We start from the raw sequence: 23,520 nt of genomic DNA on the forward strand, positions 1-23,520 counted from the left end.
ACCATGACAGACAGACTGCCACCCTTCGACCCTGCGTCGGCCACCGACGCACAGAAAGCCGTGCTGGCCGACATTCTCAGCGGCCCGCGCGGCAACCTGAACGGGCCGTTTCTCGGCTGGATCGCGAGCCCCGAGCTGGCCCAGCACGCGCAGAAGCTCGGCGCGTTCTGCCGCTATCGCACGGGCCTGCCGCTGCGGCTGTCGGAACTCGCGATTCTCGTGACGGCCGCGCGCTGGCGCTCGCAGGCCGAGTGGCACATCCACTATCCGATCGCGCTCGACGCGGGTGTACCGGCCGCGACGGCCGATGCGATCCGGCGCGGCGTCGAACCTGCATTCGAGTCGGACGACGACGCGCTGATCCATGCGTTCGCGAGCGAGCTGTACGATACGCGGCGCGTCAGCGACGCGACGTTCGCGCGTGCGGAAGCGCGCTTCGGCCACGAAACCGTCGTGAATCTCGTTGCGCTGCTCGGCTACTACGCGCTCGTCGCGATGACGCTGAACACGTTCGGCATGCGTGCGGACGGGCAAACCGATTTGCCGTTTCCGGAGTAATGGCCGCGCATTGATCGTGCCGGAACAGCGGATCCGAAACGTCTGACGATCGCGCCGCCGGCATCAATGCAACCAAATGTATTCATGCGGGATCAACGGCCGAGGGCCGCGTATCATGACTTGTTCACGTCGATATGATCGGTGAGCAAGCATGACGAGTACCCGCAAGACCTTGATGATTGCCGGAGGGCTCCTGGTAGCCGCTGCCGGCACTGGATACGTGATGCTCCTGCGTGCGGACCACCGTGCGATCGAAGACGCCGGCATCGGCGATTCGGCCGCGCCGGTTGCCGCGGCGCCCGCGAACAACGATCACGCGGTGCAGGGCGCCATCGCGCCGCCGGCACCAGCGCCGGCTGCCGCAACGGCGGCCCACGCCGGTCCGGCGCAGAAACAGGCGGCTGTTCCGCCGCCGCCATCCGCACCAGTGACCGCGCCGGCGCCTGCACCGGCAGCACCCGCGCGCGTCAGCGCCGCGCCTGCATCTGTCCCCGCCGTTCCGGTTGTCAGCGAGAAAGCGCAGCCGGTGACGAAACCGAGCGCGCCGCCGCCGAAGGTCAACGTCGTGACGGTCGATGCGCAGGATTCGACCCCGCCGGCCGCGCAACCGGCTCAGCCGGCCGCGCCGGCGCAGGTCACGCAACGCGCACCGCGCAAGCGCGACGGCCTCGAACGCCACGCGGCCGCAGCGCCTGCCGCAACGAAATCCGCAACCAAATCCGAAACGCCGGAGACGGCCGCACTTGTCAGGGAATCGGCGAAGCTCGACCCGTCGTTGCCGCCACCACCGGTGTCGTCAATGTCGGCGAGTTCCGGTTCGACTCGGCAGGGCGGTTCGTCGTCGGGCGCGAACCCGGTGGCCGCCGCGATGACCGAGCAACTGGTCAGGCAGTCGAGCAGTCTCAATTCGCCGACCGGCAACCCGACCGCCAACGCGAAGTGATGTCGGCGGCGGTGTGGAAAGGGGGCGGGACGGTGGGACGGCGGGCCGTCGCGCGAGCGGTCCCGCGCGGCTGCCATGGATCGTTCATGCGACGGGTAGATATCGTTCCACCAGTCTGGCCCAGAAAGCGGAACCGACGACCAGGTTTTCGTCATTGAAGTCGTAGGTCGCGCTATGCAGCGTGTTCCCGCCGTCGGTCGGTCCGTTGCCGATCCGCAGGAATGCGCCGGGGCAGGCCTGTAACATGTAGGCAAAGTCCTCGCTGCCCATCAACGGAGCCATCTGTTCCGTCACGCGCGCCTCGCCAACCAGCTCTTTTGCGACTTCGATCGCAAGCTCGGTTTCGGCTTCGGCGTTCGTCACTACCGGGTAGCCTTCCACATAATCGACGACGGCACGGAGGCCGTAACTGTCGGCCTGCGCGTGCACGAGCGCGGTGATTCTTTCCTTCAGCATCCGGCGGACATCCGCGTCGAACGACCGGACGCTGATGCTCAACTCGACTTCGCCCGGAATCACGTTCGGGGCCGATCCTCCGGCGATCTTGCCGATCGTCACGACCGCGGACTGCGTCGGATCGACGTTGCGCGAAACGACGGTCTGCAATGCCATCACGATACTGCCAGCCGCGACGATCGGATCGTTGGCCAGGTGAGGGCGGGCAGCGTGCCCGCCCTTGCCGATGACCTTCACGAAGACGCGGTCGCCCGCGGCCATGAAATGCCCCTTGCGGAACATGAACGTGCCCGCCGGCGCGCCCGGATGGTTGTGCATGGCGAACACCGCGTCGCAGGGAAAGCGCGTGAAGAGCCCTTGCTCGACCATGCGCTTGGCCCCGCTGTCGAATCCGCGTTCCTCGGCCGGCTGGAAGATCAGATGCACGGTGCCGTCGAATCGTCCGCGTTGTGCGAGGTGTCGGGCCGCGCCGAGCAACATCGCGGTATGGCCGTCATGGCCGCATGCGTGCATTCGTCCCGGGTGGCGGCTCTTGTGACCGAACGCATTGCGTTCGTCGATCGGTAGCGCGTCCATGTCGGCGCGGATCCCGATACGACGTTCGCTCGAACCCCGCCGCAGCGTGCCGACCACGCCGGTGCCGGCAATCCCTGTCGCGACCGAATAGCCATATTCCTTCAAGCGACTTGCGACGATTTCTGCTGTCTGCACTTCCTCGAATGCCAGTTCGGGGCAGCAATGCAGCGTATAGCGCAGCCTGCGCATGTCGTCGGCAAGCGGCTGCAGATCGTGGATGGAACTGAGGTCGGGTAATAGCATGTGCGGTCCAGGAAAAATGCGGCTGACTAGAAGGGGCCCCAATGCATCGCGACGCCGGTCGCGATGGCGACGATGCAGATGGCGAACCAGGCAATCAGCAGCGGCATGACGAAACGTACCCACTTGAAGTACGGGATGCCGGACGTTGCGAGGACAGCCATCAGGACACCGGAAGTCGGGTTGAAGCAGTTGATGAAGCCTTCGCCGAGCAGCACCGCCTGCACCGTGACCTGTCGGGTCAGGTGCAACGTGTCGCCAAGCGGCGCGAAGATCGGGACGAGCACCGCCGATTCGCCGGACCCGGACGAGATGCCGACATGTATCAGCGCGGCGCTCAGGAACATGCAGATCGCGGCCAGTGTGGAATCGAGGGGTGCGAGCATGCCGGCGAGCGTGTTGACGATCGGGTCCATGATTCTGCCGTCGCCGAGCACGATCGAGATGGCCCGCGCCATGCCGACCACGAGCGCGCCCTTGACGAGCCCGCCGCAGCCGTGGAGGAACGTGTCCGCGATCGAGCCCGGGCGCATGCCGCTCACGATCCCGGCGGCGATCGCCATGACGAGAAACATCGCGATCATTTCGATCTCTGCCCAGTTGCGCGTGGACGAACCGTAGACGAAAACTGCCAGGCAGACGAGCACGATGCCGACGACGGCGAGTTGCCGGGCGTCGAATCGTCGCGTGGACAGGGGCGACGGGGCACCGGCCGCCCGGATCGCCGGGTCGGGAACCGTCGCGTCGTTCATTCGACAGGCACGGATGCGTGCGACGAGGAAAATGACGGTGGCCGCCAGAAACGCGACATAGATGCACACCCGGAACGTCATGCCGGAAAACATCGGCAGGCCGGCCAGGCGCTGCGACAATCCGGTCGTTACCGGGTTGAGGATGCCCGTGTTGAAGCCGGCATACGTGCCGAGATAGATCATGCCGGCGCCGGTTTCTTTCGGCAATTGCATCGACTCCGCGAGCAGGAGTCCGAGCGGGACGAACGCGACGACCGAATTCGTCACCACGCCGAGTGTGCCGAGCAGCGAGAAAATGCAGCAAACGACGACGACGGCGACGTACGATCGTGTGCGCTCCCCCGGTGCGACCAGCGCGAGTGCGCTGCGGACGGCGCCCGTCGATTCGAGTACGGCCAGTGCGCCGCCGGTGAACAGGATGAGGAAGATGATGGGCGCGGAAGTCGTCATCCCCTTGGCCAGCGCGACGAACATCTCGCCCGGCATCACGCCGTGCCGGGCAACCGGTTTCAGGCTGTTCGGAACGACGAAGCTGATACCGTTGCTGACCGTTCGCGCAAACTCGCCTGACGGCACGACCCAGGTCGCGATGGCGGCCGCCACCAGCATGACGAACAGCAGCACATAGGGGCTGATCGGCTTCTTGCCCTCGCGCGCGCGGGTGGGCTGGCGCGGTTGCCGCGTGCCGTCGATCGGCCGGCTGGCGTCGTTCATGTTGCTCCTCCGTTGATGTGCTCGAGTGGTAAGCCACCCTGTTTTCGGTCCGGCGCGGCTGTCTGCTTGCCCGGGCCGGCTCCGGGGCGGAGTATCGGCGAAATTCCGTCTGGAAAGTTGCTTCCATCGCTGCGAAAATGTTGCATTGAAGGCAACACTGGAGCCAGCATTGGATACGGTCGAACGGAGTCTTTCGGAGCGCACGCTGCAATATCTGGTCGCGATCGCAACGTACGGCGGAATGCGTCAGGCAGCGCTCGGTCTGGATGTGAACGTGTCGACGATCAGTCGGCAGGTTGCCCTTGCCGAGCGCGAGCTCAGGCTGTCGCTGGTGACCCGTCGCGGGCGAAAAATGGAGTTGACGGAAGCGGGGCAGATGGCGGTCGATTATTTCCGCGACTGCGAACGCAGCGCCCGCCGGTTTCGTGCGCAGCTCGACGAATATCGCGGCCTCAAACGGGGGCAGGTCACGATCGCCGCCGGCGAAGGGGCGGTTGCGAGCCTGGTCTCGATGGTCCTCAAGCCTTTCCTGGAAAAATATCCGGGTATCACCGTGGCGTTGCGCACCGGTTCGCTTCCGCAGCTCTTGTCGATGACCCGGGAGGATCAGGTCGATATCTGCGTATCGATCGGTGCCACGACGGATCCGACATTGAACGCGCGCCTGTTCCAGAGCGAGCCCATCTGCGCGATCTTCTCGGTAGATCATCCGATGGCGTCGCGCAAATCGGTGAAGATGGAAGCGCTCGCCAACGAGCGCCTGGTCTTCATGCCCGCCGAGTTCGGGCTGCAGGCCCATGTCGATGCGATCCTCGCCGATATCGGGCGCACGTATGTGCCTGCATTCCGCTGCGACCGGTTTTCGACGGCAGTCGCGATTGCGGCGCAGAATCTCGCCGTTGCGTTCATGACACGCGGGGCGGCCCAGGAGAGGATCGCGGCGGGCCAGGTCGCCGCGGTGCCGCTCGATCATCCGATCGCGCGCTCGTTCGATCGCTATGTGGTCACGCGTGCGGGGCGGCGACTCGGTCCGGCCGCGAACTATCTGCGGCGGGAAATCGTGAGGTTGATGTCGACCGTGTAGCGACGAAAGGGGGCTTTGACCTGCGTTCCACCGCCACTCGACGAAGATGCAAAAAAAGGACCCCGCATGCCGACCAAGGCATGCGGGGCCAAGAGAGACAAACCGTTGCGACGATGCGCTGACGTGCGTTACGCGGCGACCGCTTCTTCGGCCTGCGGCTGAGCGGCTGCCGCAGGCGTCACGTCCTGCCGGATCAGGTGGTCGAACGCGCCGAGCGATGCTTTCGCGCCTTCGCCGACCGCGATCACGATCTGCTTGAACGGCACCGTCGTCACGTCGCCGGCCGCGAACACGCCCGGCACCGACGTCGCGCCGCGCGCATCGACGACGATCTCGCCGTGCTTCGACAGTTCGACCGTGCCCTTCAGCCATTCGGTGTTCGGCACGAGACCGATCTGCACGAACACGCCTTCGAGATCGATGCGCTGCGTTTCGCCCGAGCGCAGATCCTTGTAGACGAGCCCGTTCAGCTTGCTGCCGTCGCCGGTCAGCTCGGTCGTCTGCGCCTGCGTGACGATCGTCACGTTCGGCAGGCTGCGCAGCTTGCGCTGCAGCACTTCGTCCGCGCGCAGTTGCGCGCCGTATTCGATCAGCGTGACTTCCTTCACGATGCCGGCGAGGTCGATCGCGGCCTCGACGCCCGAGTTGCCGCCGCCGACCACCGCGACGCGCTTGCCCTTGAACAGCGGGCCGTCGCAGTGCGGGCAGTACGCGACACCGCGATTGCGGTATTCGCGCTCGCCCGGCACGTTGATTTCGCGCCAGCGCGCGCCGGTGGCGAGCACGATCGTCTTCGCCTTCAGCACCGCGCCGTTCGCGAGGCGGATCTGGTGCACGTCGCCGGGGATCAGCGCGTCGGCGCGCTGCACGTCCATGATGTCGACGTCGTATTGCTTCACGTGCTGCTCGAGCGCGGTCGCGAATTTCGGCCCTTCGGTTTCCTGCACCGACACGAAGTTCTCGATCGCCATCGTGTCGAGCACCTGGCCGCCGAAACGCTCGGCGACGACGCCCGTCTCGATGCCCTTGCGCGCCGAGTAGATGGCCGCGGCCGCGCCTGCCGGGCCGCCGCCGACGATCAGCGTATCGAACACCGGCTTGTTCTCGAGCGACTTCGCGGCACGCTCGCTCGCACCCGTATCGAGTTTCGCGAGGATTTCCTTCACGCTGCTGCGGCCCTGACCGAAAGAGGCGCCGTTCAGGAACATCGTCGGTACGGCCATGATCTGGCGCGACTCGACTTCATTCTGGAACAGCGCGCCGTCGATCGCGACGTGGCGGATGCGCGGGTTGATCAGCGACATCACGTTCAGCGCCTGCACGACTTCCGGGCAGTTCTGGCACGACAGCGAGAAATACGTCTCGAACGCGTAGTCGCCGTCGAGCGCGCGGATCTGTTCGATCACGTCGTCGTCGAGCTTGATCGGGTGGCCGCCGGTCTGCAGCAGCGCAAGCACGAGCGACGTGAATTCATGGCCCATCGGGATGCCGGCGAAGCGGATGCCGGCCGGCTTGCCGGGCTCGCCGATCGAGAACGACGGCTTGCGCTCGGCGTCGTCGCGGCGTTCGGTCACGGTCACGCGATCCGTCAGCGACGCAATCTCGTTCAGCAGCGCCAGCAGTTCCTGCGATTTCGCGCTGTCATCGAGCGAGGCGACGAGTTCGATCGGGCGCGTGATCTTTTCGAGGTACGCTTTCAGTTGGTTCTTGAGATTGGCGTCGAGCATGGCGTTTCGGATTCCGTATTAATGATTATGGTCGGGCACGTCGTGCCGGAGGAGGGCGCGGGCCGCGCGATGCGGCGGCCCGCCGTCGCGCGCCTCGTGCGAGGCGCGCGGCGCGATCGTCAGATCTTGCCGATCAGGTCGAGCGACGGGGTCAGCGTTTCCGCACCCGGCGTCCACTTGGCGGGGCACACTTCACCCGGGTGCGCCGCGATGTATTGCGCGGCCTGCACCTTGCGCAGCAGCTCGCCCGCGTCGCGGCCGATGCCGTTGTCGTGGATCTCGCACAGCTTGATCTCGCCTTCCGGGTTGATCACGAACGTGCCGCGCAGCGCCATCCCTTCTTCCTCGATCAGCACGTCGAAGTTGCGCGACAGCGTGAGCGTCGGGTCGCCGATCATCGGGTACTTGATCTTGCCGATCGTGTCCGACGTGTCGTGCCATGCCTTGTGCGTGAAGTGCGTGTCGGTCGACACGCCGTAGATTTCGACACCCAGTTTCTGGAATTCCGCGTAGCGGTCGGCGAGGTCGCCCAGCTCGGTCGGGCAGACGAACGTGAAGTCGGCCGGGTAGAACACGACGACGGACCACTTGCCCTTGAAGTTCTCTTCGGAGACGGGCACGAACTCGCCGTTGTGGTATGCGGTTGCCTTGAACGGCTTGATTTGGGTGTTGATGATCGGCATGTGGTGGTTTCCTTTGCGTCAGTGGTGAGTGGAGTGTTGCCAGTATCCGGGTTCACCCTGACTTTGTGAAATTGCTTGTTTCAATCCGGGGCATCGGGAATTTCTATCTGCTTCCGGCCCTTGATTGGGTGGGGTGGGCGCGGGTCGGGTGCCCGCTCGGTGAGAACGTGGGGGAATGTGTCCTTCGGGTTGAATCGGCATGTTTGCCGCGGCGGTGCGGGCGGGAAGGCATCAAACGACGCATGCGATGGCGGATCGAGTCCGGGCCCGCAGATCGCCGATCGGACAGTCGGCGCCTCTTTACCACTCGGCGCGCAAGCTCTCTTGACTGGCGACCGGACGGCCTTTCCATAGACCGAACACGTCGTCGACAGACGTCCTCGCGTGTTGCGCGATATAGGCATCGATTGCGTCGCGAATGATCTCGGCTTGGGAACTGCCTTTGATCGCCGCGATGGTGGTCAACGCGGCATGCTGGTCATCCGACAGATCGACCGGAATTCTGCTCATTGCAACCTCCGTTACGTGGCTCGCGCATCATGACTATCCGGTCGGGCAAGCGCAAGGTTGCGGCATAGCCGATGCGCGTGCAGCCTCCCTGATCAGTCGACCGACGGCGCAGCGGCGGCCGGGCCCGCTCAAATCCCCGCCATCTTCCTCAACCACTCCGCCAGCCGCCGTGCCCCGTCCGGCATGTCCGCGTCCTCACGCGTGCACAGGTAGTAGTCGCGCCCGTCGTCGAGCGCGTGATCGAACAGCTTCACGAGTTCGCCGTTCGCCAGTTCGCGCTCGACCAGCGGCGCGCGCAGCAGCGCGGCGCCGAGATCCGCCCGCGCGGCGCTCAGCGTCAATTGGCCATCTTCGAACATCGGCCCCACCGCATGCGACACATGCCGCACGCCGGCGCCCTGCAGCCAGTTGACCCACGTGCTGCGGTCCTCGTCGTGCACGAGCGGCGCATGCGCGAGATCGGCCGGCGTGCGGAACGGCCCGTGGCGCTTCAGGAACGACGGGCTGCACATCGGCACCATCGCGCCCGGCAGCAGCCGCTCGCAGCGGTAGCCGGGCCAGTCGCCGGTGCCGAAGCGGATCGACAGGTCCGACGCATCGCTTCGGTAATTGCGGTGATGCGCGTACAGCACGGTCACGTCGACATCCGTGTTGTCGGCCAGGAACGAATGCAAGCGCGGAATGAACCAGCCGATGCCGAGCAGCGGAATCAGGCTGACGGTGATCTGCCGCAGCGACGAGCGGTCGCGCACGAAGCGCGTCGCGCTGCGCAGCACCGAGAACGCGGCGCTGATCGAGCGGTAGTAGTCGCGCCCTTCGTCGGTGAGTGCGAGCAGCCGGCCCTCGCGCACCGTCAGCGGCGTCTGGATGAACGCTTCGAGCAATTGCAGTTGATGGCTGACCGCCGACGGCGTGATGTCGAGTTCGCCCGCCGCCGCGGTGACCGACCCGAGGCGCGCAAACGCTTCGAACGCACGCACCGCGCGCAACGGCGGATCGTGCGGCAATTGTTCGATATTTTTCATGTATCGAATTTTATCGAAAAATCAGGGTAAGCGACAACAATAAAATGTCTTGTATTTACAATGTGTTGAGTTAATGTGTCGAGAACGGCATAAGCATCCAACAATTGGGTATTTGGGGTTTGGGTGCTGAATATTTAATATTTTTCATGTTTTGACCCGAGTCACCGATCCCCCGCACATGAAAATCGCCTTCCTTCACGCCAGCCTCGTTTTCTCGGTGGCCGCCCTGGTCGCTTCCGTTCCCGCGTTCGCGCAGTCCGCGCCGCAGACGGTCCTGATCGGTCTCGCCGCGCCGCTCACCGGCCCGTCCGCACGTATCGGCAAGGACTTGCAGAACGGCGCGCAACTCGCGATCGACGACGCGAATGCCAAGCATCCGACCATCGGCGGCAAGCCGGTGGTCTACAAGCTCGTCGCGGCCGACGACCAGTCCGATCCGCGCACGGCCGTCGCGGTCGCGCAGCAGCTCGTCGACCAGCACGTGATCGGCGTCGTCGGTCACTGGAACACCGGCTGCAGCGTGCCGGCGTCGCGCGTCTACCGCGACGCGGGCATTCCGCAGATCGCGCCGGCTTCCACCGGCCATCAATACACGCAGCAGGGCTACGCGACGGCCTTCCGCATCATGGGTCACGACGATGCGGGCGGCAACTTCACCGGCGCGTATGCGGTGAAAACGCTGAAGGCGAAGCGCATCGCGGTGATCGACGATCGCACGTCGTTCGGCGCGGGGCTGGCCGACCAGTTCATCAAGGGCGTGCAGGCAAACGGCGGCGCGATCGTCGATCGCCAGTACGTGAACGACAAGACGACCGACTTCAGCGGCGTGCTGACCGCGATCAAGGGCAAGCGCGCGGATCTCGTGTTCTTCGGCGGCCTCGATGCGCAGGCCGCGCCGATCGCGCGCCGGATGCGCCAGCTCGGCGTGAACGCGCCGCTGCTCGGCGCGGGCGGCTTCGTGAGCCAGACCTTCCTGTCGCTCGCGGGCAAGGACGGCGACGGCGTGACCGCGCTCGAACCGGGCCTGCCGCTCGACCGGATGCCGGGCGGCAACGCGTTCGACACGCAGTACCAGGCGCGCTTCCGCGCACCGATCGAACTGCATGCACCGTTCGCGTACGACGCGGCGGCCACGCTGATCGCGGCCGCGCAGAAGGCCGGCACGACGCAGCCGGCGAAGCTGGTCGCGGCGGTCCGCGCGATCGACCGGCCCGGCGTGACGGGCCGGATCGCGTTCGACGGCGAAGGCAACCTGAAGGACCCGGCCTTCACGATCTACCAGGTGCGTGGCGGCAAGTGGAGCGTCGTGGACGTGCTCGGCGGCTCGCGTACCGCAACGAAATAAACGACGCAAGGAGACGACCCCATGACCGACCCGACCCAGGCATCCGCCGCCGCACCCGAGGACACGCGCCTCGGAATCCTCGCGCGGCGCCGCATCGAAGCGGAAATCATCAAGCCGATCTACGAGATCATGAAGCGCGAGTTCGGCGCCGAGCGCGCGCAGGCCGTGATCGCGGAAGCCGTGCGCGGCGCGGCCGTCGACGCGGGCCGCACGTTCGCCGCGCAGGAGCCTGGCGGCACGAGCGTGAAGTCGTTCATCGCGCTGCAGGTGCTGTGGGAGAAGGACGATGCGCTCGATGTCGAGGTGCGGCGCGCGGACGACGCGCACTACGACTACGACGTGCATCGCTGCAGCTACGCGGAGATGTATCACGCGATGGGGCTCGGCGAAATCGGCCACCTGCTGAGCTGCGCGCGTGACAGCTATTTCATCCAGGGCTATGCGCCGAACATCGCGCTGACGCGCACGAGCACGATCATGCAGGGCGGCAAGCGCTGCGATTTCCGCTACGCACTGCAGAGCGCGCCGGAGAACGGCGATGCGTGACGACAACGTGAATGCGCCGCGCGTCGACAGCGATCGCCTGTGGGCGTCGCTCGAGCGGATGGCGCAGATCGGCGCGACGCCGAAGGGCGGCGTCTGCCGTCTCGCGCTGACCGATCTCGATCGCGAGTCGCGCGACCTGTTCGTGCAGTGGGCGCGCGACGCCGGCTGCACGGTGCGCGTGGACCGGATGGGCAATGTATTTGCGCGCCGCGCGGGCCGCAATCCCGATGCCGCGCCGGTGCTGACGGGCTCGCATGCCGATTCGCAGCCGACGGGCGGCCGCTACGACGGCATTTACGGCGTGCTCGGCGGGCTCGAGGTCGTGCGCGCGCTGAACGACGCGGGCATCGAAACCGAGCGCCCGATCGACATCGTGATCTGGACCAACGAGGAAGGTTCGCGCTTCGCGCCGGCGATGATCTCGGCCGGCGTGTTCGCGGGCGTCTATACGCTCGACTACGGGCTGTCGCGCACCGACAGCGCGGGCAGGACGATCGGCGAGGAACTGGAGCGGATCGGCTACGCGGGCGCCGAGCCCGTCGGCGGCTATCCGGTGCACGCCGCGTACGAGCTGCATATCGAACAGGGCGCGATTCTCGAACGGGCCGGCAAGTCGATCGGCGTCGTGACGGCCGGGCAGGGGCAGCGCTGGTACGAGGTGACGCTCACCGGTGTCGATGCGCACGCGGGCACGACGCCGATGGAATTCCGTCGCGATGCGCTGGTCGGCGCCGCGCGGATGATCTCGTTCATCGACGTGCTCGGCCGCCGTTACGCGCCGTACGCGCGCGCGACGGTCGGGATGATCGAAGCGCGGCCGAATTCGCGCAACACGGTGCCGGGCGGCTGCTTCTTCACGGTCGAGTTTCGGCACCCCGACGATGCGGTGCTCGACGAGCTGGACGCGGCGCTGCGCGCGGAACTCGCCCGCGTGGCGGACGAGACCGGCCTCGGCGCGCAGATCGAGCAGATCTTCAAGTACCCGCCGATCCCGTTCGCGCCGCGCTGCATCGACGCGGTGCGCGACGCAGCGGTAGCGCTCGGGCTGTCGCACATGGATATCGTGTCCGGTGCGGGGCATGACGCGTGCTACGTCGCGCGCGTCGCGCCGACCGGGATGATCTTCGTGCCGTGCGTGGACGGGCTGAGCCACAACGAGGCCGAAGCGATTACGCCCGAATGGGCGGCGGCGGGTGCCGACGTGTTGTTGCGCGCGGTGCTGCGGAGCGCGCAGGAAGCGTGAGCCTGACGAAGGCGGTTCGGCGGGCGGGTGTTCGCCGGGCCGCGCCGATTCTCGCCTGATGATGGAAGCGCGCGGTCCGCTTCAGGCAGGCGGCGAGTGCCGATCGATGTATCGCCGCATTACATGGAACGCGGTATCGGTGCGCCCCGGCATCGTCACCGGCGCACCGTCGGCCGCAAAGCCGAGCTTCTCGTAGAACCGGTACGCCGTTTCGCGTGCCGTACACCACACGAGTGCGGCACCACGTTCGTCCGCGTGCCGCACACAGACCTGTACCAGCACGCGCCCGAAACCCATGCCGCGAACGGCAGGGTGGACAGCCATCCCGCGAAGTCGCCACGCTGGCCGCGCATGATCGTCGTCGCGCGGTTCCTCGCAAAGCGACGCGACGGCGACGACGCCCGTGCGGTCGAGTACGCCGACGTGCAGTGTCGTCGGCGCATGATCGCCGGGCAGTTCGCACGCGTTCAGATCGCCGTTCAGCAGGACCATTGCCCTGAGCGGATGCGTCTGCGCGGCCCCGATCGATGCGATGGTGAACAGCGTGTCGCCTGACGTCATCAACGTTCCTTTGGTTGCCTGTTACTTGCCCGCCTTGCGCCGCGCCATATACGCGAGATACGCGACGATCTGGTCGAGTTCCCGATCGCTCAACTGATCGGGCGGAAACGCCGGCATGCTCCGGCCCGGCCAGTCGCGCACCGACGCCGGGTTGCGGATGTAGCGGCGCAGCGCGGCGGGCTGGAAGTAGTCGACCGGATTCATCGGTGCGTTCAGGTCGGGGCCGGCATGGCTGCTGCCCGCACCGTCGACGCGGTGGCACGCGAGGCATTGCGTGACGAACAGGTGTTGGCCCGCGCGGGCCGGATCGCTTGCTGGCAACGCAGGATCGACGGCGAGCGACGGCCAGCGCGCAACCGGCGACGATTCGATCGTGACGCGCACGATCTGGTAAGGCCACTGCTCGCCGCGCACCGACGACGCGTCCGGCCCGAGCCACACGAGATAGAACGGCCCCGCGCTGACCTGCTTGCCGGGCAGCTTCGGCCACGGATGGGCCGAATCCTCGATCGCGAGCCATGCGACGGCGCCGGCCGGCGCGCGGCGGCGCACGAGATCGAGCGGCAGTTGCGCGGCGAAGCCGTCGGCCGCGCGCGTTTCGAGCACGCCGTCGGCCGGCAGCGGCGTGTCGCCGAGCAGCGCGGCGAACGGCACGGCGCGGAACGTCATCGGCCGGCCGTACGCGATGTCGCGCGGCACATGGATCTCCGTCGCATCGGGGCGCGCGAGCAGCGTCTGCCGCGTCAGGGCGCGGGCCGTGCCGTCGGTGTCGAGTTCGAGCGTGGACTGGGCCCACGCGCGTTGTCCGATCAGGCAAACCGTCAGCAGCACAAGCGAAAACCACTGGCGCTTCAGCATTCGTTCTCCGGGAAGGGGCGTTCCGGCGGCGGCAGGACGCGCAAGCCGCGGCCGATGGAAGGAATCGGGCGACAGTCTATCCGGTACGCGCGGCGCTGGCGACTTCGGCGCGGGAAAGGTTGGGCGGCCACGGTCGGGCAGGCCCGCGACAGCGTGTCCGGCTACCAGGCGGCCTGGCGTTGTCGCAGCGCGGTTCGGGCAGGGGGAAACGAAGGGCAGGGTGGCGGACATGCGCACTGCCCGCGTTCACGACATTGCCGTTACCGGACCGCCGTCAATGATTCGCGCACGGCACCTCGTTCTTCGACAACGGCGTGTCCCGCTGCGGTTCGAAATCGGTTTCGCGCGCGCCCGACGGCGTCAGCGACACGAAATGCATCGCCGCGCCTTGCGCCGGGAAACCGGCAATGCCCGTCGTGCCCCACGGAATCGGCGAGCGCTGCGCGCCGCTCACCGAAATGTCCGCCGGCGCAAGTGCCAGCGTCAGCAGCCGCCCGTCGCGGGTCGGCACGTACGCACGCGTGCCGGAGACACCGATGCCGGATTCGCGCACCGACGCCGGCAGGCAGTCGAGCGTCGCCGTGCGGCGGCCGTTCGGGTCGATCAGCATCGCGACGCCGCGATCGTCCGCCGTCGTCGTGACGACGATGAAGCGGTCGATCGCCGGCACGTAGGCCGACGAGTACACGTAGTACCGGATCGCACCGTTCAGCGCCCCGAGCTTGTCGAGCTTCGCCGTGACCGGATCGAACATTGCGTATTCGAGCGTCGCGTCCGTGCTGCCTTCGATGAATTTCTGCCAGACGAGCAGCGCGTTGCGCGGCGAACCGGCGACCACGGGCCACCACTCGCGGCGGTGCGGCGCGACCGCGACATGGTTCAATACGCGCCCGGCCGCGTCGTAGGTTTTCAGGTAGACGCCGTTGCCGGTGCCGAGGTTGTCGACGCCGCCGCCATCGATCCAGTCGGCGGAATAGAACACGACGAAGCGATCGCCGACCGTCGCGACATGCCCCGAGTGGCCGCCCGACTCGACGTCGTTCGGGTAGGGCTTGATCGGCTTCAGGTCGCGGCGGTAGATGCCGTAGCGCTGGCTGACTTCCTGCGGCGCGTTCCAGCCGTCCTCGAACGTGACGAAGATGTCGCCGCGCGCGTTCTGCGCGATCGACACGGGCTCCTGCGCCTCGGGGCGGCTGATGAACGGTCGGACGTGCAGCAGGTGCGGCTTGCCGGGCAGCCACTCGCCGACGTATACGTCGTGCGGCCAGTTGCCGTTGCGCATCGCGCCGCGCGGCACGATGCCCGAACTGCTGAAGAACACCCAGCGTTTGCCGTTGCCCGCATCGGCCACGCCGATGCCGTGCATGAAGCGCCGCGAGTCGCCGGTCTCCTGCGGCGCTGCCGGGCCCTGCACGGTGACCGTATGCACGACGGGCGCGGCGGCCAGAGCCGACGGCAGTGTCGCGACGACGCAGCACGCGCCGCAGAGCGCAGCCGCGACGCGGCGAGCCGCGCTCGGCCGCGTGCCCGCCTGCGCCGCGCGCGTTCGCCCCGTCATTCGACGGTCACCGATTTCGCGAGATTGCGCGGCTTGTCGACGTCGGCGCCGCGCGCGCAGCCGACGTGATACGCGAGCAGCTGCAGCGGGATCACGTTGACGATCGGCGACAGCAGGTCGCCCGAATCGCGCACGCGGATCAGGTGCGTATCGCGATCCGCGTCGATCGCGAGCTGGTTGCCGGCGAGCACGTAGAGCCGCCCGCCGCGCGCGCGCACCTCGGCCATGTTGGACTTCAGCTTCTGGAACAGGCGGTCGTCCGGCGCGATCGTGACGACCGGCATCGCGCTCGTGACGAGCGCGAGCGGGCCGTGCTTCAGTTCGCCGGCCGGATAGCCTTCCGCGTGGATGTATGACACCTCCTTGAGCTTCAGCGCGCCTTCCATCGCGATCGGAAAATGGATGCCGCGCCCGAGGAACAGCGCGTTCTCGGTGCGCGCGAACTTCGCGGCCCAGCCCATGATCTGCGTTTCCAGCGCGAGCGCGTGGCCGATGCGCTCGGGCAGCGCGTGCAACTGCTTCAGGTGCATCGCGACCTGCGCGTCGTCGAGCCGGCCGCGCAATTGCGCGAGCGTCAGCGTCAGCACGAACAGCGCGACGAGCTGCGTCGTGAACGCCTTGGTCGACGCGACGCCCAGCTCGATGCCGGCCCGCGTCAGGAACCGCAGCGGCGCGTTGCGCGCGATCGTGCTGGTCGCCACGTTGCAGATCGCCATCGACAGATCCTGGCCCATCCCGCGCGCACGCTCGATCGCGCCGATCGTGTCGGCTGTCTCGCCCGACTGCGAAATGCCGACGACGAGCGTGCGCGGATCGGCCACGGTGTCGCGGTAGCGGAATTCGCTGGCGATCTCGACCTGCGCGGGCACGCCCGCGATGCTTTCGAGCCAGTACTTCGCGGTCAGGCCCGCATAGTAGCTGGTGCCGCAGCCGAGCAGCAGCACGCTCCGAACGCGCGACAGCAGCGCGCGCGTGCTTGCGCTCTCGTCGAACAGCGCCGGCGAGATCGTGTCGATGCCGTCGAGCGTGCTGGCGATCGCCTTCGGCTGCTCGAAGATCTCCTTCTGCATGAAGTGCTGGTACGGGCCGAGCGCGGCGTCGCCGTCGCGCGCCTTCACCTGGCACAGCGGGCGCTGCGCTTCGTGCCCGCCCGAGTCGACCACGGCGATGCGCTCCGGCGTGATCAGCGCGACGTCGCCGTCTTCCAGGTAGACGAAGCGGTCGGTCAGGTCGCCGAGCGCCGCGCAGTCCGACGCGAGGTAGTTCTGTTCGGCGCCGATGCCGATCACGAGCGGCGAGCCGGCGCGCGCGGCGACGAGGCGCTGCGGCTCGCGCGCGCTCAGCACCGCGATCGCGTACGCGCCGTGCAGCCGCTTGACGGCGCGCATGACGGCGTCGAACAGGTCGTCGCGATAGAGGCTGTGGATCAGGTGTGCGATCACCTCGGTGTCGGTTTCGCCGCGAAACGCGTAGCCGCGCTGCCGCAACTCGGCGCGCAGCGCGTCGTGGTTCTCGATGATGCCGTTGTGCACGACCGCGATCGTGTCGCCCGACATGATCGGATGCGCGTTCATTTCCGACGGCGCGCCGTGCGTCGCCCAGCGCGTATGCGCGATGCAGGTCTGCGCTTCGAGACCGAGCGTCAGCACGCGATCCTGCAGGTCCGTCACGCGCCGCAGCGTGCGTTCGCTGAGCAGGCGTCCGTTGCCTTGCACGGCGATGCCGCACGAATCGTAGCCGCGATACTCGAGCCGGCTCAGCGCATTGACCAGTTGCGGCACCTGATTGCCGATGCCGCTTGCTCCGACGATTCCGCACATGATTCACCTCGTCCACAAGAAGTTGCCGGCCTGCCGGCGATGCACGGCAGCGCGGCGTCAGGAGCGGCGCCGCGCTGCACGGATGCCGTCCCGTGCGTGGCGGCGCGTCTCCGCTGACCTACTCGCGGGGCGGCGGCCCCGCATGGGCTACCCATTCGATGCCGGAAATCGACCCGTTCGCGTCGTGCGACGCGACGAGAATGCGCGTCGTGCGTCGCGCGCCGCGCCGGCGGGCGCCGGCCAGCGCGGTCGGCGGCACCGCGCGCACCTTCGCGCTGGCCGAGCGCCGCAGCATCTTCGACACGCGCAGCCGGTACGCGAGCGGATGCACGACGCGCCCCGCGATCAGCCACGTGACGGTCGTGCCCGCGATGATCGCGATGCAGGTCGCGTAGAACACGATCTGTTCGATCGGCATCTCGGCCTCGTTGAACGGCAGCAGGTAGCGGTACGTGTAGATGCAGATCGATGCCCACACGGCGCCCACCAGCGCGGGTCGCACGAGGCGGAACCAGCCGACCAGCACGAGCCCGGTGATGCGGCCGCGCTCGGCGATCATTTCGCGCGGCGTGCGCAGGGAAAGGTCAATAATCGGTGCGTTCTTCATGTTGAATGCCTCGGTCGGGGCTGACCCATACGGCCCGCTTGCCGCGGCCCCGCAATAGGACGGCGGGCAGGGCGACGACGGTGGTGATCATGCTGATCAGCCAGAAGGCCACGGGATACCAGACGGTGTCCAGGAAATACATCAGGAGTTTTTCGTCGTAACGACGGTCGATCATGCTGCCGATGATCAGCTGCAGGATGCAGGTGGCGACCAGCAGCATCCCGTGCCAGTGCGGCACGACCGATACGTGCCAGTCCAGCGGCAACGGATGGAAGACATCGACGAGCGCGAGCAGCAGGATGAACGACATCGAGTAGGCCCACGCGATGCCGATCAGGTATTCGACGAACAGCGGCCACATCATCATCTGCGTCGGCCGTGCGAGCGTGCCCGCATACTTCATCAGCACCTGGATGCCGCCTTTCGCCCAGCGCAGCCGCTGCCGGTACAGCCCCTTCACCGTTTCGGGCATCAGGATCCAGCTCAGCGCGTGCGGTTCGTATACAACGCGCCAGTCGCGGCACTGCAGCTTCCAGCTGATGTCGATGTCCTCGGTCAGCATGTCCGAGCTCCAGTAGCCGACGTCGGCGAGCGCGGTCTTGCGGAACATCGTGATGACGCCCGACACCGTGAAGATGCGGCCGTACACCTGCTGCGTGCGCTTGATCAGCCCGACGATCGACGAGAATTCGCCGACCTGCATGCGGCCGAGCAGCGACGTGCGCGTGCGGATGCGCGGGTTGCCGGTCACGGCGCCGACGCCGGGGTCGGTCAGGAAGTGCTCGAGCATCCAGCCGATCGCGTCGTGCGCGAGCAGCGAATCGCCGTCGATGCACAGCAGGTATTCCGCGTTCGATACGGCCGCGGCGGTCGTGAGCCCGACCGCCTTGCCTTCGTTGCGCGCGTGATGGATCACGAGCAGCCGCGGAATCTCCACGGCAAGTTCGTTGAGGATCTCGCCGGTGCGATCCTTGCTGCCGTCGTTGACCGCGATGATGTCGTAGTTCGGGTACTGCATCGCGTTCAGGTGGCCGATCACGGCGCGCGCGTTCGCGGCTTCGTTGAAGCAGGGCACGACGATCGAGATCTTCGGGATGCCGCTCGACGCGATCGTCCGCGTCGACAGCACGCGCCCCTCTTCGAGCAGGAAGTAGTGCACGACGCCGCCGATCATCCACAGATACGACATGAAGAACGGGTAGTAGAAGACGAAATCCTGCAGGTGCTGGATGATGCCGTGGGTCGTCATGGTGTCTTCGTTCCTTGCGGACGCTGCATCTGCATCAGCGCGTTGATCGACGTCGGATCGAGACGCGACTTCAGCGACATCACGTCGCGCATCGTGTCGAGATCCGGCTGGTTGTTCAGGAACTTGTCCGGGTAGTAGCCGAAGTTCACCGCGCCCTTGCTGCGCAGCCGCCGCATCTGCGCGATCAGCGCGCTGCCGGAAATGTCCTTGCGCTCGCGCCAGTCGTACGACTGCAGTTCGAACACGGTGCGCGCGAGGCCGCGCTGTTTCGCGCGGACGGCGCCGACGAGCTGGTCCATCCAGCGCTGGGGGTCCGGTGCCTGTTCCATGTACGGCATCGCCATCAGCGCGACGAAGTCGTAGGTGGCGAGGAAATCGTCGTAGTTCTGCGCGTACCATGCTTCGGACTCGGGCTTCAGCACCGGCAGCGCGAAGATGTTGCGCGCGGTCAGCACGTCGCCCGCGTTCTGGTTCGCGAGCACGATCTGCTCGAGCTGGCGCGTCAGCTCGATCAGGTAGCGCGTCTTCTGCCGCGTCCAGCGGCTCATCAGGTCCGGCGTCGCGCGGATCTTGCCGATGTCGGCCGGCAGCCCCCACTGCGAATACGTGCTCAGCGCGTGCCGGCCCGCATCCTCGTAATCGTCGAGCACGGCGTCGTCGCTGAACAGGATGCCGTTGAACGACGCGTACTTGCCGAGATCCTCGTAGATCTGCTCGATCATCAGCCGCGCTTGCGGATCGAACGGGCTCAGCCGGTACACGCGCGAGCCGTTTTCGCGCGTAGGCGCGCCGCCGTACGCGCTGACGGCCTCGAGCCCGCGATGCTTGTCGGGCGGCGGGCGGAACGCCAGCACCGGCATCCATGCGTACACCTGCACGTTGGCGCGCGTGTTGAGCTGCCACGCGGCGCGCGAGAACAGGTCGCCACGCATCGGCAGGTGCCGGTTCGGGAAGTACAGCGATTCCGCGACGCCCGTGCCCTTCGGATCGGCGAACGCCTGCAGGTACACCGATTTCGGCTGCATCCGGTAGATGCGCTCGATGAGCTTGCCGAGATTCGTTTCCTGCCGCCCCGGATCCGGATCGTAGACCTGGTCGAGATCGACCTGCACGACGCGCTCGGGGATATCGACGTCGCCGCGGTTGGTCGCCGGCTCGCGCATCGACCGCTCGAACCCGCCGATGTCGACGTCGTACATCATCAGGATCCGCCGCAGCCGGTCGAGCGGCACGTCCGGCGTATTCGGGCCGGCGTCGAGGCTGAACTGGATGTCCATGCCGAGCGACGTCGAAATCTTGCGCACGGGCTGGTTTTCCGCGCCGTATGGCCAGACCATCGAGCGTGCGACGATGCCGGTGCGTTCGCGAATCTGCCGCACGCATGTCTGAAGGTCGTCATGCACGCGGGCTTCGAACTCCGCATCGGTTTCATAGCGCTTCTCGTTCTGGAGGTACAGGTGCGACGTGGTGGCCGGCAACTCGTTGCCCTGCGGATTCGCGACCGCGCCGTGATGGAGGTTGTGCGTGTGGCACGCGAGCTCGACGAGATTCGACTTGCCGACCTTCTGCACCTCGTCCCACGACATGAAGTAGTCGCGCGGCATCTGGATCCGGTCGCTGATGCGGATCGGCGTATCCGGCGGCGCGTCGATCCACGCGGTGACGATGCCCATCACGGCCGGATACTTGAAGCGCTCGAGCAGCGGCAGGACTTTCGTGTAGTGGCTGCGGTAGCCGTCGTCGAACGTGAGCAGCACCGCGCGCGGCGGCAGCGGCTTGCCGCCGTGCCGCGACGCCTCGATCTGCTTGACCGTGACGGTGTGATAGTTGTTGGTCTGCAGCCACGAGAAGATGGCGGTGAGCGTACCGGTATCGACCGCGTACGGATCGACCATCGTCGACGTGGCGAACGTCGACAGCAGGTTGTCGCGCACGTCGTGCAGGCAGATCACGCGGAACGTCTTGCCGTCGACGGGATCGGACGGCGGCAGCAGGTCGATCATCCGCGCATTCGTCACGCCCGGGAACAACGAACAGGCTGCAAACGTGCCGAGGCATCCGCACATGAAGAACCGTCTGGATTGCATCGTTCGAGCTCCTTTCTAAAACGGCAGGTTGAGCGACAGGAAGCCGGTTTCGGAACGCTCGCGCTGGCCGTCGTATGCGTGGCTGCTGACCTCGACGCCGTAGGTCAGCGTGATGTCGTGCTTGAACGTCCACGTGTGCGCGAGGCGGGCGCTCCACAGCGGACTGGTGCCGAAGCCGCGCTCGTTGTACACGCCGCCGGACGCCGACAGACGCTGCTGCAACGACATGTCGCCCTTCTTCCACAGCGTCAGCTGATGCATGACGGTCGCCGCGGCCGCGTAGTCGCGGCCCGGGCTGAAGTAGGGCGCGTCCCGCCGCGTGTTGCTGTCGGTGCCGAGATTCAGCGATACGTTGACGAGCTGGTTCGCGGACGTGTACACGCGCTGCGTACCCGTCGCTGAAATCTCCTGGTGCAGGTTCGAATCGCTGTAGCGGCTCACGCCGTAGCTCAGCTGGACTTCGCGGCGGTCGTTCTGGCGATACACGACCTCGATGTTCGCCGAGCGGCCCCAGATGTGCGCGAGATACGCCTTCCACGGCAGCGAGTTGTCGTTGGAATCGAGCGCGCCGCTGACCGTCCAGTAATCGTTGAGGTTGTACGTGATGGAGCCGCGGCCGCCCGTGCGCCCGTCGCTGCCGAACGAGCGCGTGACTTCGCCCAGGATCGTGAGCGGCCCGTGCCGGTAGTCGCCGCCGACACCCGTGCGCGTGCGGCTGACGCTGCCGGCGTCGGTTTGCGCATGGCCGAAGAACGTGTGGGAAAACACGCGCCAGTTGTCGCCGAACGGTTGCGAATACACATAGCTGTCCGACGAGAAGCTGTTGTCGGCCAGTGCGCTGTTGCCGTGCTCGAAGCTCAGGTCGGTCGTGAACAAGGGGCTGCGGTACGCGTTGTAGTCGCGCTTGAACGCGCGCACGGAGCCGCTGTCCGGGAACGTGTTGCCGAAGGTCTGGTCGACGCTCTTCGCGGTCGCGTAATCGTCGGCCGTCAGCGATGCGCGGCCGAGCCCAGCGAGCATTTCCACGTTGTCCGGGTGGTCGGTCAGCGACGCGCGATACATCGCGATCGCCTGGCGCGGATGCGACTGGCCCGATACGGCGTCGGCGTGCGCGGCGCGGACCTCGGCATTGAACGGCACTTCCTTCTCGAGCTTTTCCAGCGCGGCGATCCCTTCTTCAACCCGGCCCGTGTAGATCAGGTATTGCGCCTGCAGCCGGTAGTAGCGCAGGTAGTCGTCGTTTTCCGGCCCCCAGGTCCGCACCTGGTTGGCCGGCGGCAGCGATTTGCCCATGTCGTCGAGCACCCGGCTCGCGTCCGCCGCGCGTGCCTGGTCGACGTACGACCAGAACAGTCCCTCGCGCAATTCGATCGGACGCGTGCGCGCGCCGTACAGGAAGCCGCGCGTCGCACGGTCCGTCGGCGATGCGGTCGCCTGCGACAGCGCGCGCTGGTACACGGCGTTGGCCTTGCCCGGTTCGCTCAGGTACAGGTACGCGTCGCCGACGGCCGCCAGCGCGTCGATCGAGATTTCCGCATCCGGCGGAATCGTCTCGAACGTCGCGACGGCCGTCTTCATTTCGCCGCGCGCGGCGTAGGCGATCGTCCGGTCGCCGGCGAGCGCCGTCCTGACCTGCGAATACTCGGGCGTGGCCGGCATCCGCTTGTCGAGGTCGTCCGCGGCGCGCAATGCGCTGTCGAGCCCGTCGAAGCGGTCGGCGCTCGTCATCGAGCGCGACTTGTCGCGTCCGCCGCGCACCTGCTGGCGAATCGACAGTTCCTCGAGCTGCGCGAGATCGACGGCGGAGAAGACGTCGGGGCGGGCTTTCGCTTCCTCCAGCGCCATGACCGCGCCGCCGCTCGACGCGAGCCCGAACACGTCGTTGCGGACGGTGGCCGGATCGGCGGTGCGGAGGTCGGGCATCTGCGCGTTCGGGGTTTCCGCGTCGGGGATCTGGGGGCCTGGCGGTTGGGTACCCGATGGTTGGGCACCCGGCGGCTGCGCATTCGGCATCGGCGCGCCGGGTGTCTGCGGTGTCGGCGTCTGGGCAGTGGGCGTCTGGGCATTCGGCATCTGGGCACTCGCGGCCTGCGCGATCGGGGTCGGCGCATTCGGCGGTGGCGCGTCCGGCGCGAGCGCGCCCGGTGTCGGCGCGCCCGGCGGCTTCGGATCCGGCGCACCGCTGGTCCCGGCGATTTCGCCGACGCTGCCCGGTTCCGTGTCGCCTTCGGCGGAGAAGCAGGGGCCGGACGCGACGAGCAGCAACACGAGCGGCGCATGCAGGAGGATCCGCCGGCTGGACGGGGCGACGGTGGTGCATTGTTGTTTACGATTGTTGGCCACGGTATGTCCTCACTTCGAAACGATCACATCGGTTG

Annotated in this window: 20 protein-coding genes; 6 read left to right on the forward strand and 14 right to left on the reverse strand. The window is 66.9% G+C overall.

Annotation, left to right across the window (positions count from 1 at the left end; genetic code table 11):
* Positions 1–3: 3 nt before the first annotated feature.
* Positions 4–558 (forward strand): carboxymuconolactone decarboxylase family protein, encoded by a 555-nt coding sequence (locus tag FPJ27_RS09510; protein ID WP_204422714.1) that lies wholly within the window; start codon positions 4–6, stop codon positions 556–558.
* Positions 559–709: 151 nt separating this feature from the next.
* Positions 710–1,501, forward strand: a complete 792-nt coding sequence (locus FPJ27_RS09515; protein ID WP_204422715.1) for an extensin — start codon at positions 710–712, stop codon at positions 1,499–1,501.
* An 84-nt stretch (positions 1,502–1,585) separates the two neighbouring features.
* Here FPJ27_RS09515 and FPJ27_RS09520 read toward each other — a convergent pair whose 3' ends face one another.
* Both FPJ27_RS09520 and FPJ27_RS09525 read right to left on the reverse strand, forming a co-directional pair.
* Positions 1,586–2,776: a M20 aminoacylase family protein gene (locus FPJ27_RS09520; protein WP_204422716.1), complete on the reverse strand. Its 1,191-nt coding sequence runs from the start codon at positions 2,774–2,776 to the stop codon at positions 1,586–1,588.
* A 26-nt stretch (positions 2,777–2,802) separates the two neighbouring features.
* Positions 2,803–4,239: a YfcC family protein gene (locus FPJ27_RS09525; protein ID WP_204422717.1), complete on the reverse strand. Its 1,437-nt coding sequence runs from the start codon at positions 4,237–4,239 to the stop codon at positions 2,803–2,805.
* A gap of 169 nt (positions 4,240–4,408) precedes the next feature.
* Between FPJ27_RS09525 and FPJ27_RS09530 the strand changes: the two genes are divergently transcribed.
* Complete coding sequence (locus tag FPJ27_RS09530) at positions 4,409–5,323, forward strand: LysR family transcriptional regulator (protein ID WP_072436528.1); 915 nt, start codon at positions 4,409–4,411, stop codon at positions 5,321–5,323.
* A gap of 128 nt (positions 5,324–5,451) precedes the next feature.
* Here the strand turns inward: FPJ27_RS09530 and ahpF are convergent, their stop codons facing one another.
* The 4 genes from ahpF to FPJ27_RS09550 form a co-directional block, all read right to left on the reverse strand.
* Entirely contained in the window at positions 5,452–7,050 is a 1,599-nt protein-coding gene (gene ahpF, locus FPJ27_RS09535; RefSeq protein WP_204422718.1) for an alkyl hydroperoxide reductase subunit F, read from the reverse strand.
* Between the two features lie 119 nt (positions 7,051–7,169).
* Positions 7,170–7,733: an alkyl hydroperoxide reductase subunit C gene (gene ahpC, locus FPJ27_RS09540; RefSeq protein ID WP_034179823.1), complete on the reverse strand. Its 564-nt coding sequence runs from the start codon at positions 7,731–7,733 to the stop codon at positions 7,170–7,172.
* A gap of 300 nt (positions 7,734–8,033) precedes the next feature.
* A complete protein-coding gene (locus FPJ27_RS09545) occupies positions 8,034–8,243 on the reverse strand; it encodes a ribbon-helix-helix protein, CopG family (RefSeq protein ID WP_204422719.1) in 210 nt (69 codons plus the stop codon).
* Positions 8,244–8,371: 128 nt separating this feature from the next.
* Entirely contained in the window at positions 8,372–9,268 is an 897-nt protein-coding gene (locus FPJ27_RS09550) for a LysR substrate-binding domain-containing protein (protein WP_072436531.1), read from the reverse strand.
* Between the two features lie 178 nt (positions 9,269–9,446).
* On the opposite strand from FPJ27_RS09550, the gene FPJ27_RS09555 reads away from it, so the two are divergent.
* From FPJ27_RS09555 to FPJ27_RS09565, 3 genes are read left to right on the forward strand one after another with little or no spacing between them, the layout of a single operon-like run.
* The gene (locus tag FPJ27_RS09555) at positions 9,447–10,613 is read left to right on the forward strand and encodes a branched-chain amino acid ABC transporter substrate-binding protein (RefSeq protein WP_204422720.1); all 1,167 of its coding nucleotides are present in this window, start codon (positions 9,447–9,449) and stop codon (positions 10,611–10,613) included.
* Between the two features lie 21 nt (positions 10,614–10,634).
* Positions 10,635–11,159: an L-2-amino-thiazoline-4-carboxylic acid hydrolase gene (locus FPJ27_RS09560; protein ID WP_072436533.1), complete on the forward strand. Its 525-nt coding sequence runs from the start codon at positions 10,635–10,637 to the stop codon at positions 11,157–11,159.
* The gene (locus FPJ27_RS09565) at positions 11,152–12,402 is read left to right on the forward strand and encodes a Zn-dependent hydrolase (protein ID WP_204422721.1); all 1,251 of its coding nucleotides are present in this window, start codon (positions 11,152–11,154) and stop codon (positions 12,400–12,402) included. The genes FPJ27_RS09560 and FPJ27_RS09565 overlap by 8 nt, the downstream gene beginning before the upstream one ends.
* A gap of 81 nt (positions 12,403–12,483) precedes the next feature.
* Here the strand turns inward: FPJ27_RS09565 and FPJ27_RS09570 are convergent, their stop codons facing one another.
* From FPJ27_RS09570 to pgaA, 8 genes are all read right to left on the reverse strand, one after another.
* Positions 12,484–12,963 carry a GNAT family N-acetyltransferase gene (locus FPJ27_RS09570; RefSeq protein WP_072436535.1) on the reverse strand — a complete coding sequence of 160 codons (480 nt, stop codon included), beginning with the start codon at positions 12,961–12,963 and terminating at the stop codon, positions 12,484–12,486.
* A gap of 21 nt (positions 12,964–12,984) precedes the next feature.
* On the reverse strand, positions 12,985–13,821 hold the full coding sequence (locus FPJ27_RS09575) for a cytochrome c (protein WP_204422722.1): 837 nt from the start codon (positions 13,819–13,821) through the stop codon (positions 12,985–12,987).
* A 274-nt stretch (positions 13,822–14,095) separates the two neighbouring features.
* On the reverse strand, positions 14,096–15,379 hold the full coding sequence (locus FPJ27_RS09580) for a hypothetical protein (RefSeq protein WP_204422723.1): 1,284 nt from the start codon (positions 15,377–15,379) through the stop codon (positions 14,096–14,098).
* Positions 15,376–17,199, reverse strand: coding sequence for a glutamine--fructose-6-phosphate transaminase (isomerizing) (gene glmS, locus FPJ27_RS09585; protein WP_204422724.1), 1,824 nt, complete (start codon positions 17,197–17,199; stop codon positions 15,376–15,378). Before glmS ends, FPJ27_RS09580 begins: the two co-directional genes overlap by 4 nt.
* Positions 17,200–17,317: 118 nt before the next feature.
* A complete protein-coding gene (locus FPJ27_RS09590; protein WP_175958863.1) occupies positions 17,318–17,806 on the reverse strand; it encodes a Biofilm PGA synthesis auxiliary protein PgaD in 489 nt (162 codons plus the stop codon).
* Complete coding sequence (gene pgaC, locus FPJ27_RS09595; RefSeq protein WP_204422725.1) at positions 17,784–19,055, reverse strand: poly-beta-1,6-N-acetyl-D-glucosamine synthase; 1,272 nt, start codon at positions 19,053–19,055, stop codon at positions 17,784–17,786. Before pgaC ends, FPJ27_RS09590 begins: the two co-directional genes overlap by 23 nt.
* Complete coding sequence (gene pgaB / locus FPJ27_RS09600; protein ID WP_204422726.1) at positions 19,052–21,142, reverse strand: poly-beta-1,6-N-acetyl-D-glucosamine N-deacetylase PgaB; 2,091 nt, start codon at positions 21,140–21,142, stop codon at positions 19,052–19,054. Before pgaB ends, pgaC begins: the two co-directional genes overlap by 4 nt.
* Before the next feature lie 15 nt (positions 21,143–21,157).
* Positions 21,158–23,485: a poly-beta-1,6 N-acetyl-D-glucosamine export porin PgaA gene (gene pgaA / locus FPJ27_RS09605; protein WP_204422727.1), complete on the reverse strand. Its 2,328-nt coding sequence runs from the start codon at positions 23,483–23,485 to the stop codon at positions 21,158–21,160.
* Positions 23,486–23,520: the final 35 nt, after the last annotated feature.

Origin of the sequence: Burkholderia sp. MS455, from assembly GCF_016899445.1 — a bacterium.
GTDB lineage: Bacteria > Pseudomonadota > Gammaproteobacteria > Burkholderiales > Burkholderiaceae > Burkholderia > Burkholderia pyrrocinia_C.

Excerpts from the sequence above, each read along its gene's own strand:
- FPJ27_RS09510 (WP_204422714.1), top strand. The coding sequence starts at position 4 with ATGACAGACAGACTGCCACCCTTCGACCCTGCGTCGGCCACCGACGCA.
- FPJ27_RS09515 (WP_204422715.1), top strand. The coding sequence starts at position 710 with ATGACGAGTACCCGCAAGACCTTGATGATTGCCGGAGGGCTCCTGGTA.
- FPJ27_RS09520 (WP_204422716.1), bottom strand. The coding sequence starts at position 2,776 with ATGCTATTACCCGACCTCAGTTCCATCCACGATCTGCAGCCGCTTGCC.
- FPJ27_RS09525 (WP_204422717.1), bottom strand. The coding sequence starts at position 4,239 with ATGAACGACGCCAGCCGGCCGATCGACGGCACGCGGCAACCGCGCCAG.
- ahpF (WP_204422718.1), bottom strand. The coding sequence starts at position 7,050 with ATGCTCGACGCCAATCTCAAGAACCAACTGAAAGCGTACCTCGAAAAG.
- ahpC (WP_034179823.1), bottom strand. The coding sequence starts at position 7,733 with ATGCCGATCATCAACACCCAAATCAAGCCGTTCAAGGCAACCGCATAC.
- FPJ27_RS09545 (WP_204422719.1), bottom strand. The coding sequence starts at position 8,243 with ATGAGCAGAATTCCGGTCGATCTGTCGGATGACCAGCATGCCGCGTTG.
- FPJ27_RS09550 (WP_072436531.1), bottom strand. The coding sequence starts at position 9,268 with ATGAAAAATATCGAACAATTGCCGCACGATCCGCCGTTGCGCGCGGTG.
- FPJ27_RS09555 (WP_204422720.1), top strand. The coding sequence starts at position 9,447 with ATGAAAATCGCCTTCCTTCACGCCAGCCTCGTTTTCTCGGTGGCCGCC.
- FPJ27_RS09560 (WP_072436533.1), top strand. The coding sequence starts at position 10,635 with ATGACCGACCCGACCCAGGCATCCGCCGCCGCACCCGAGGACACGCGC.
- FPJ27_RS09565 (WP_204422721.1), top strand. The coding sequence starts at position 11,152 with ATGCGTGACGACAACGTGAATGCGCCGCGCGTCGACAGCGATCGCCTG.
- FPJ27_RS09570 (WP_072436535.1), bottom strand. The coding sequence starts at position 12,963 with ATGACGTCAGGCGACACGCTGTTCACCATCGCATCGATCGGGGCCGCG.
- FPJ27_RS09575 (WP_204422722.1), bottom strand. The coding sequence starts at position 13,821 with ATGCTGAAGCGCCAGTGGTTTTCGCTTGTGCTGCTGACGGTTTGCCTG.
- FPJ27_RS09580 (WP_204422723.1), bottom strand. The coding sequence starts at position 15,379 with ATGACGGGGCGAACGCGCGCGGCGCAGGCGGGCACGCGGCCGAGCGCG.
- glmS (WP_204422724.1), bottom strand. The coding sequence starts at position 17,199 with ATGTGCGGAATCGTCGGAGCAAGCGGCATCGGCAATCAGGTGCCGCAA.
- FPJ27_RS09590 (WP_175958863.1), bottom strand. The coding sequence starts at position 17,806 with ATGAAGAACGCACCGATTATTGACCTTTCCCTGCGCACGCCGCGCGAA.
- pgaC (WP_204422725.1), bottom strand. The coding sequence starts at position 19,055 with ATGACGACCCACGGCATCATCCAGCACCTGCAGGATTTCGTCTTCTAC.
- pgaB (WP_204422726.1), bottom strand. The coding sequence starts at position 21,142 with ATGCAATCCAGACGGTTCTTCATGTGCGGATGCCTCGGCACGTTTGCA.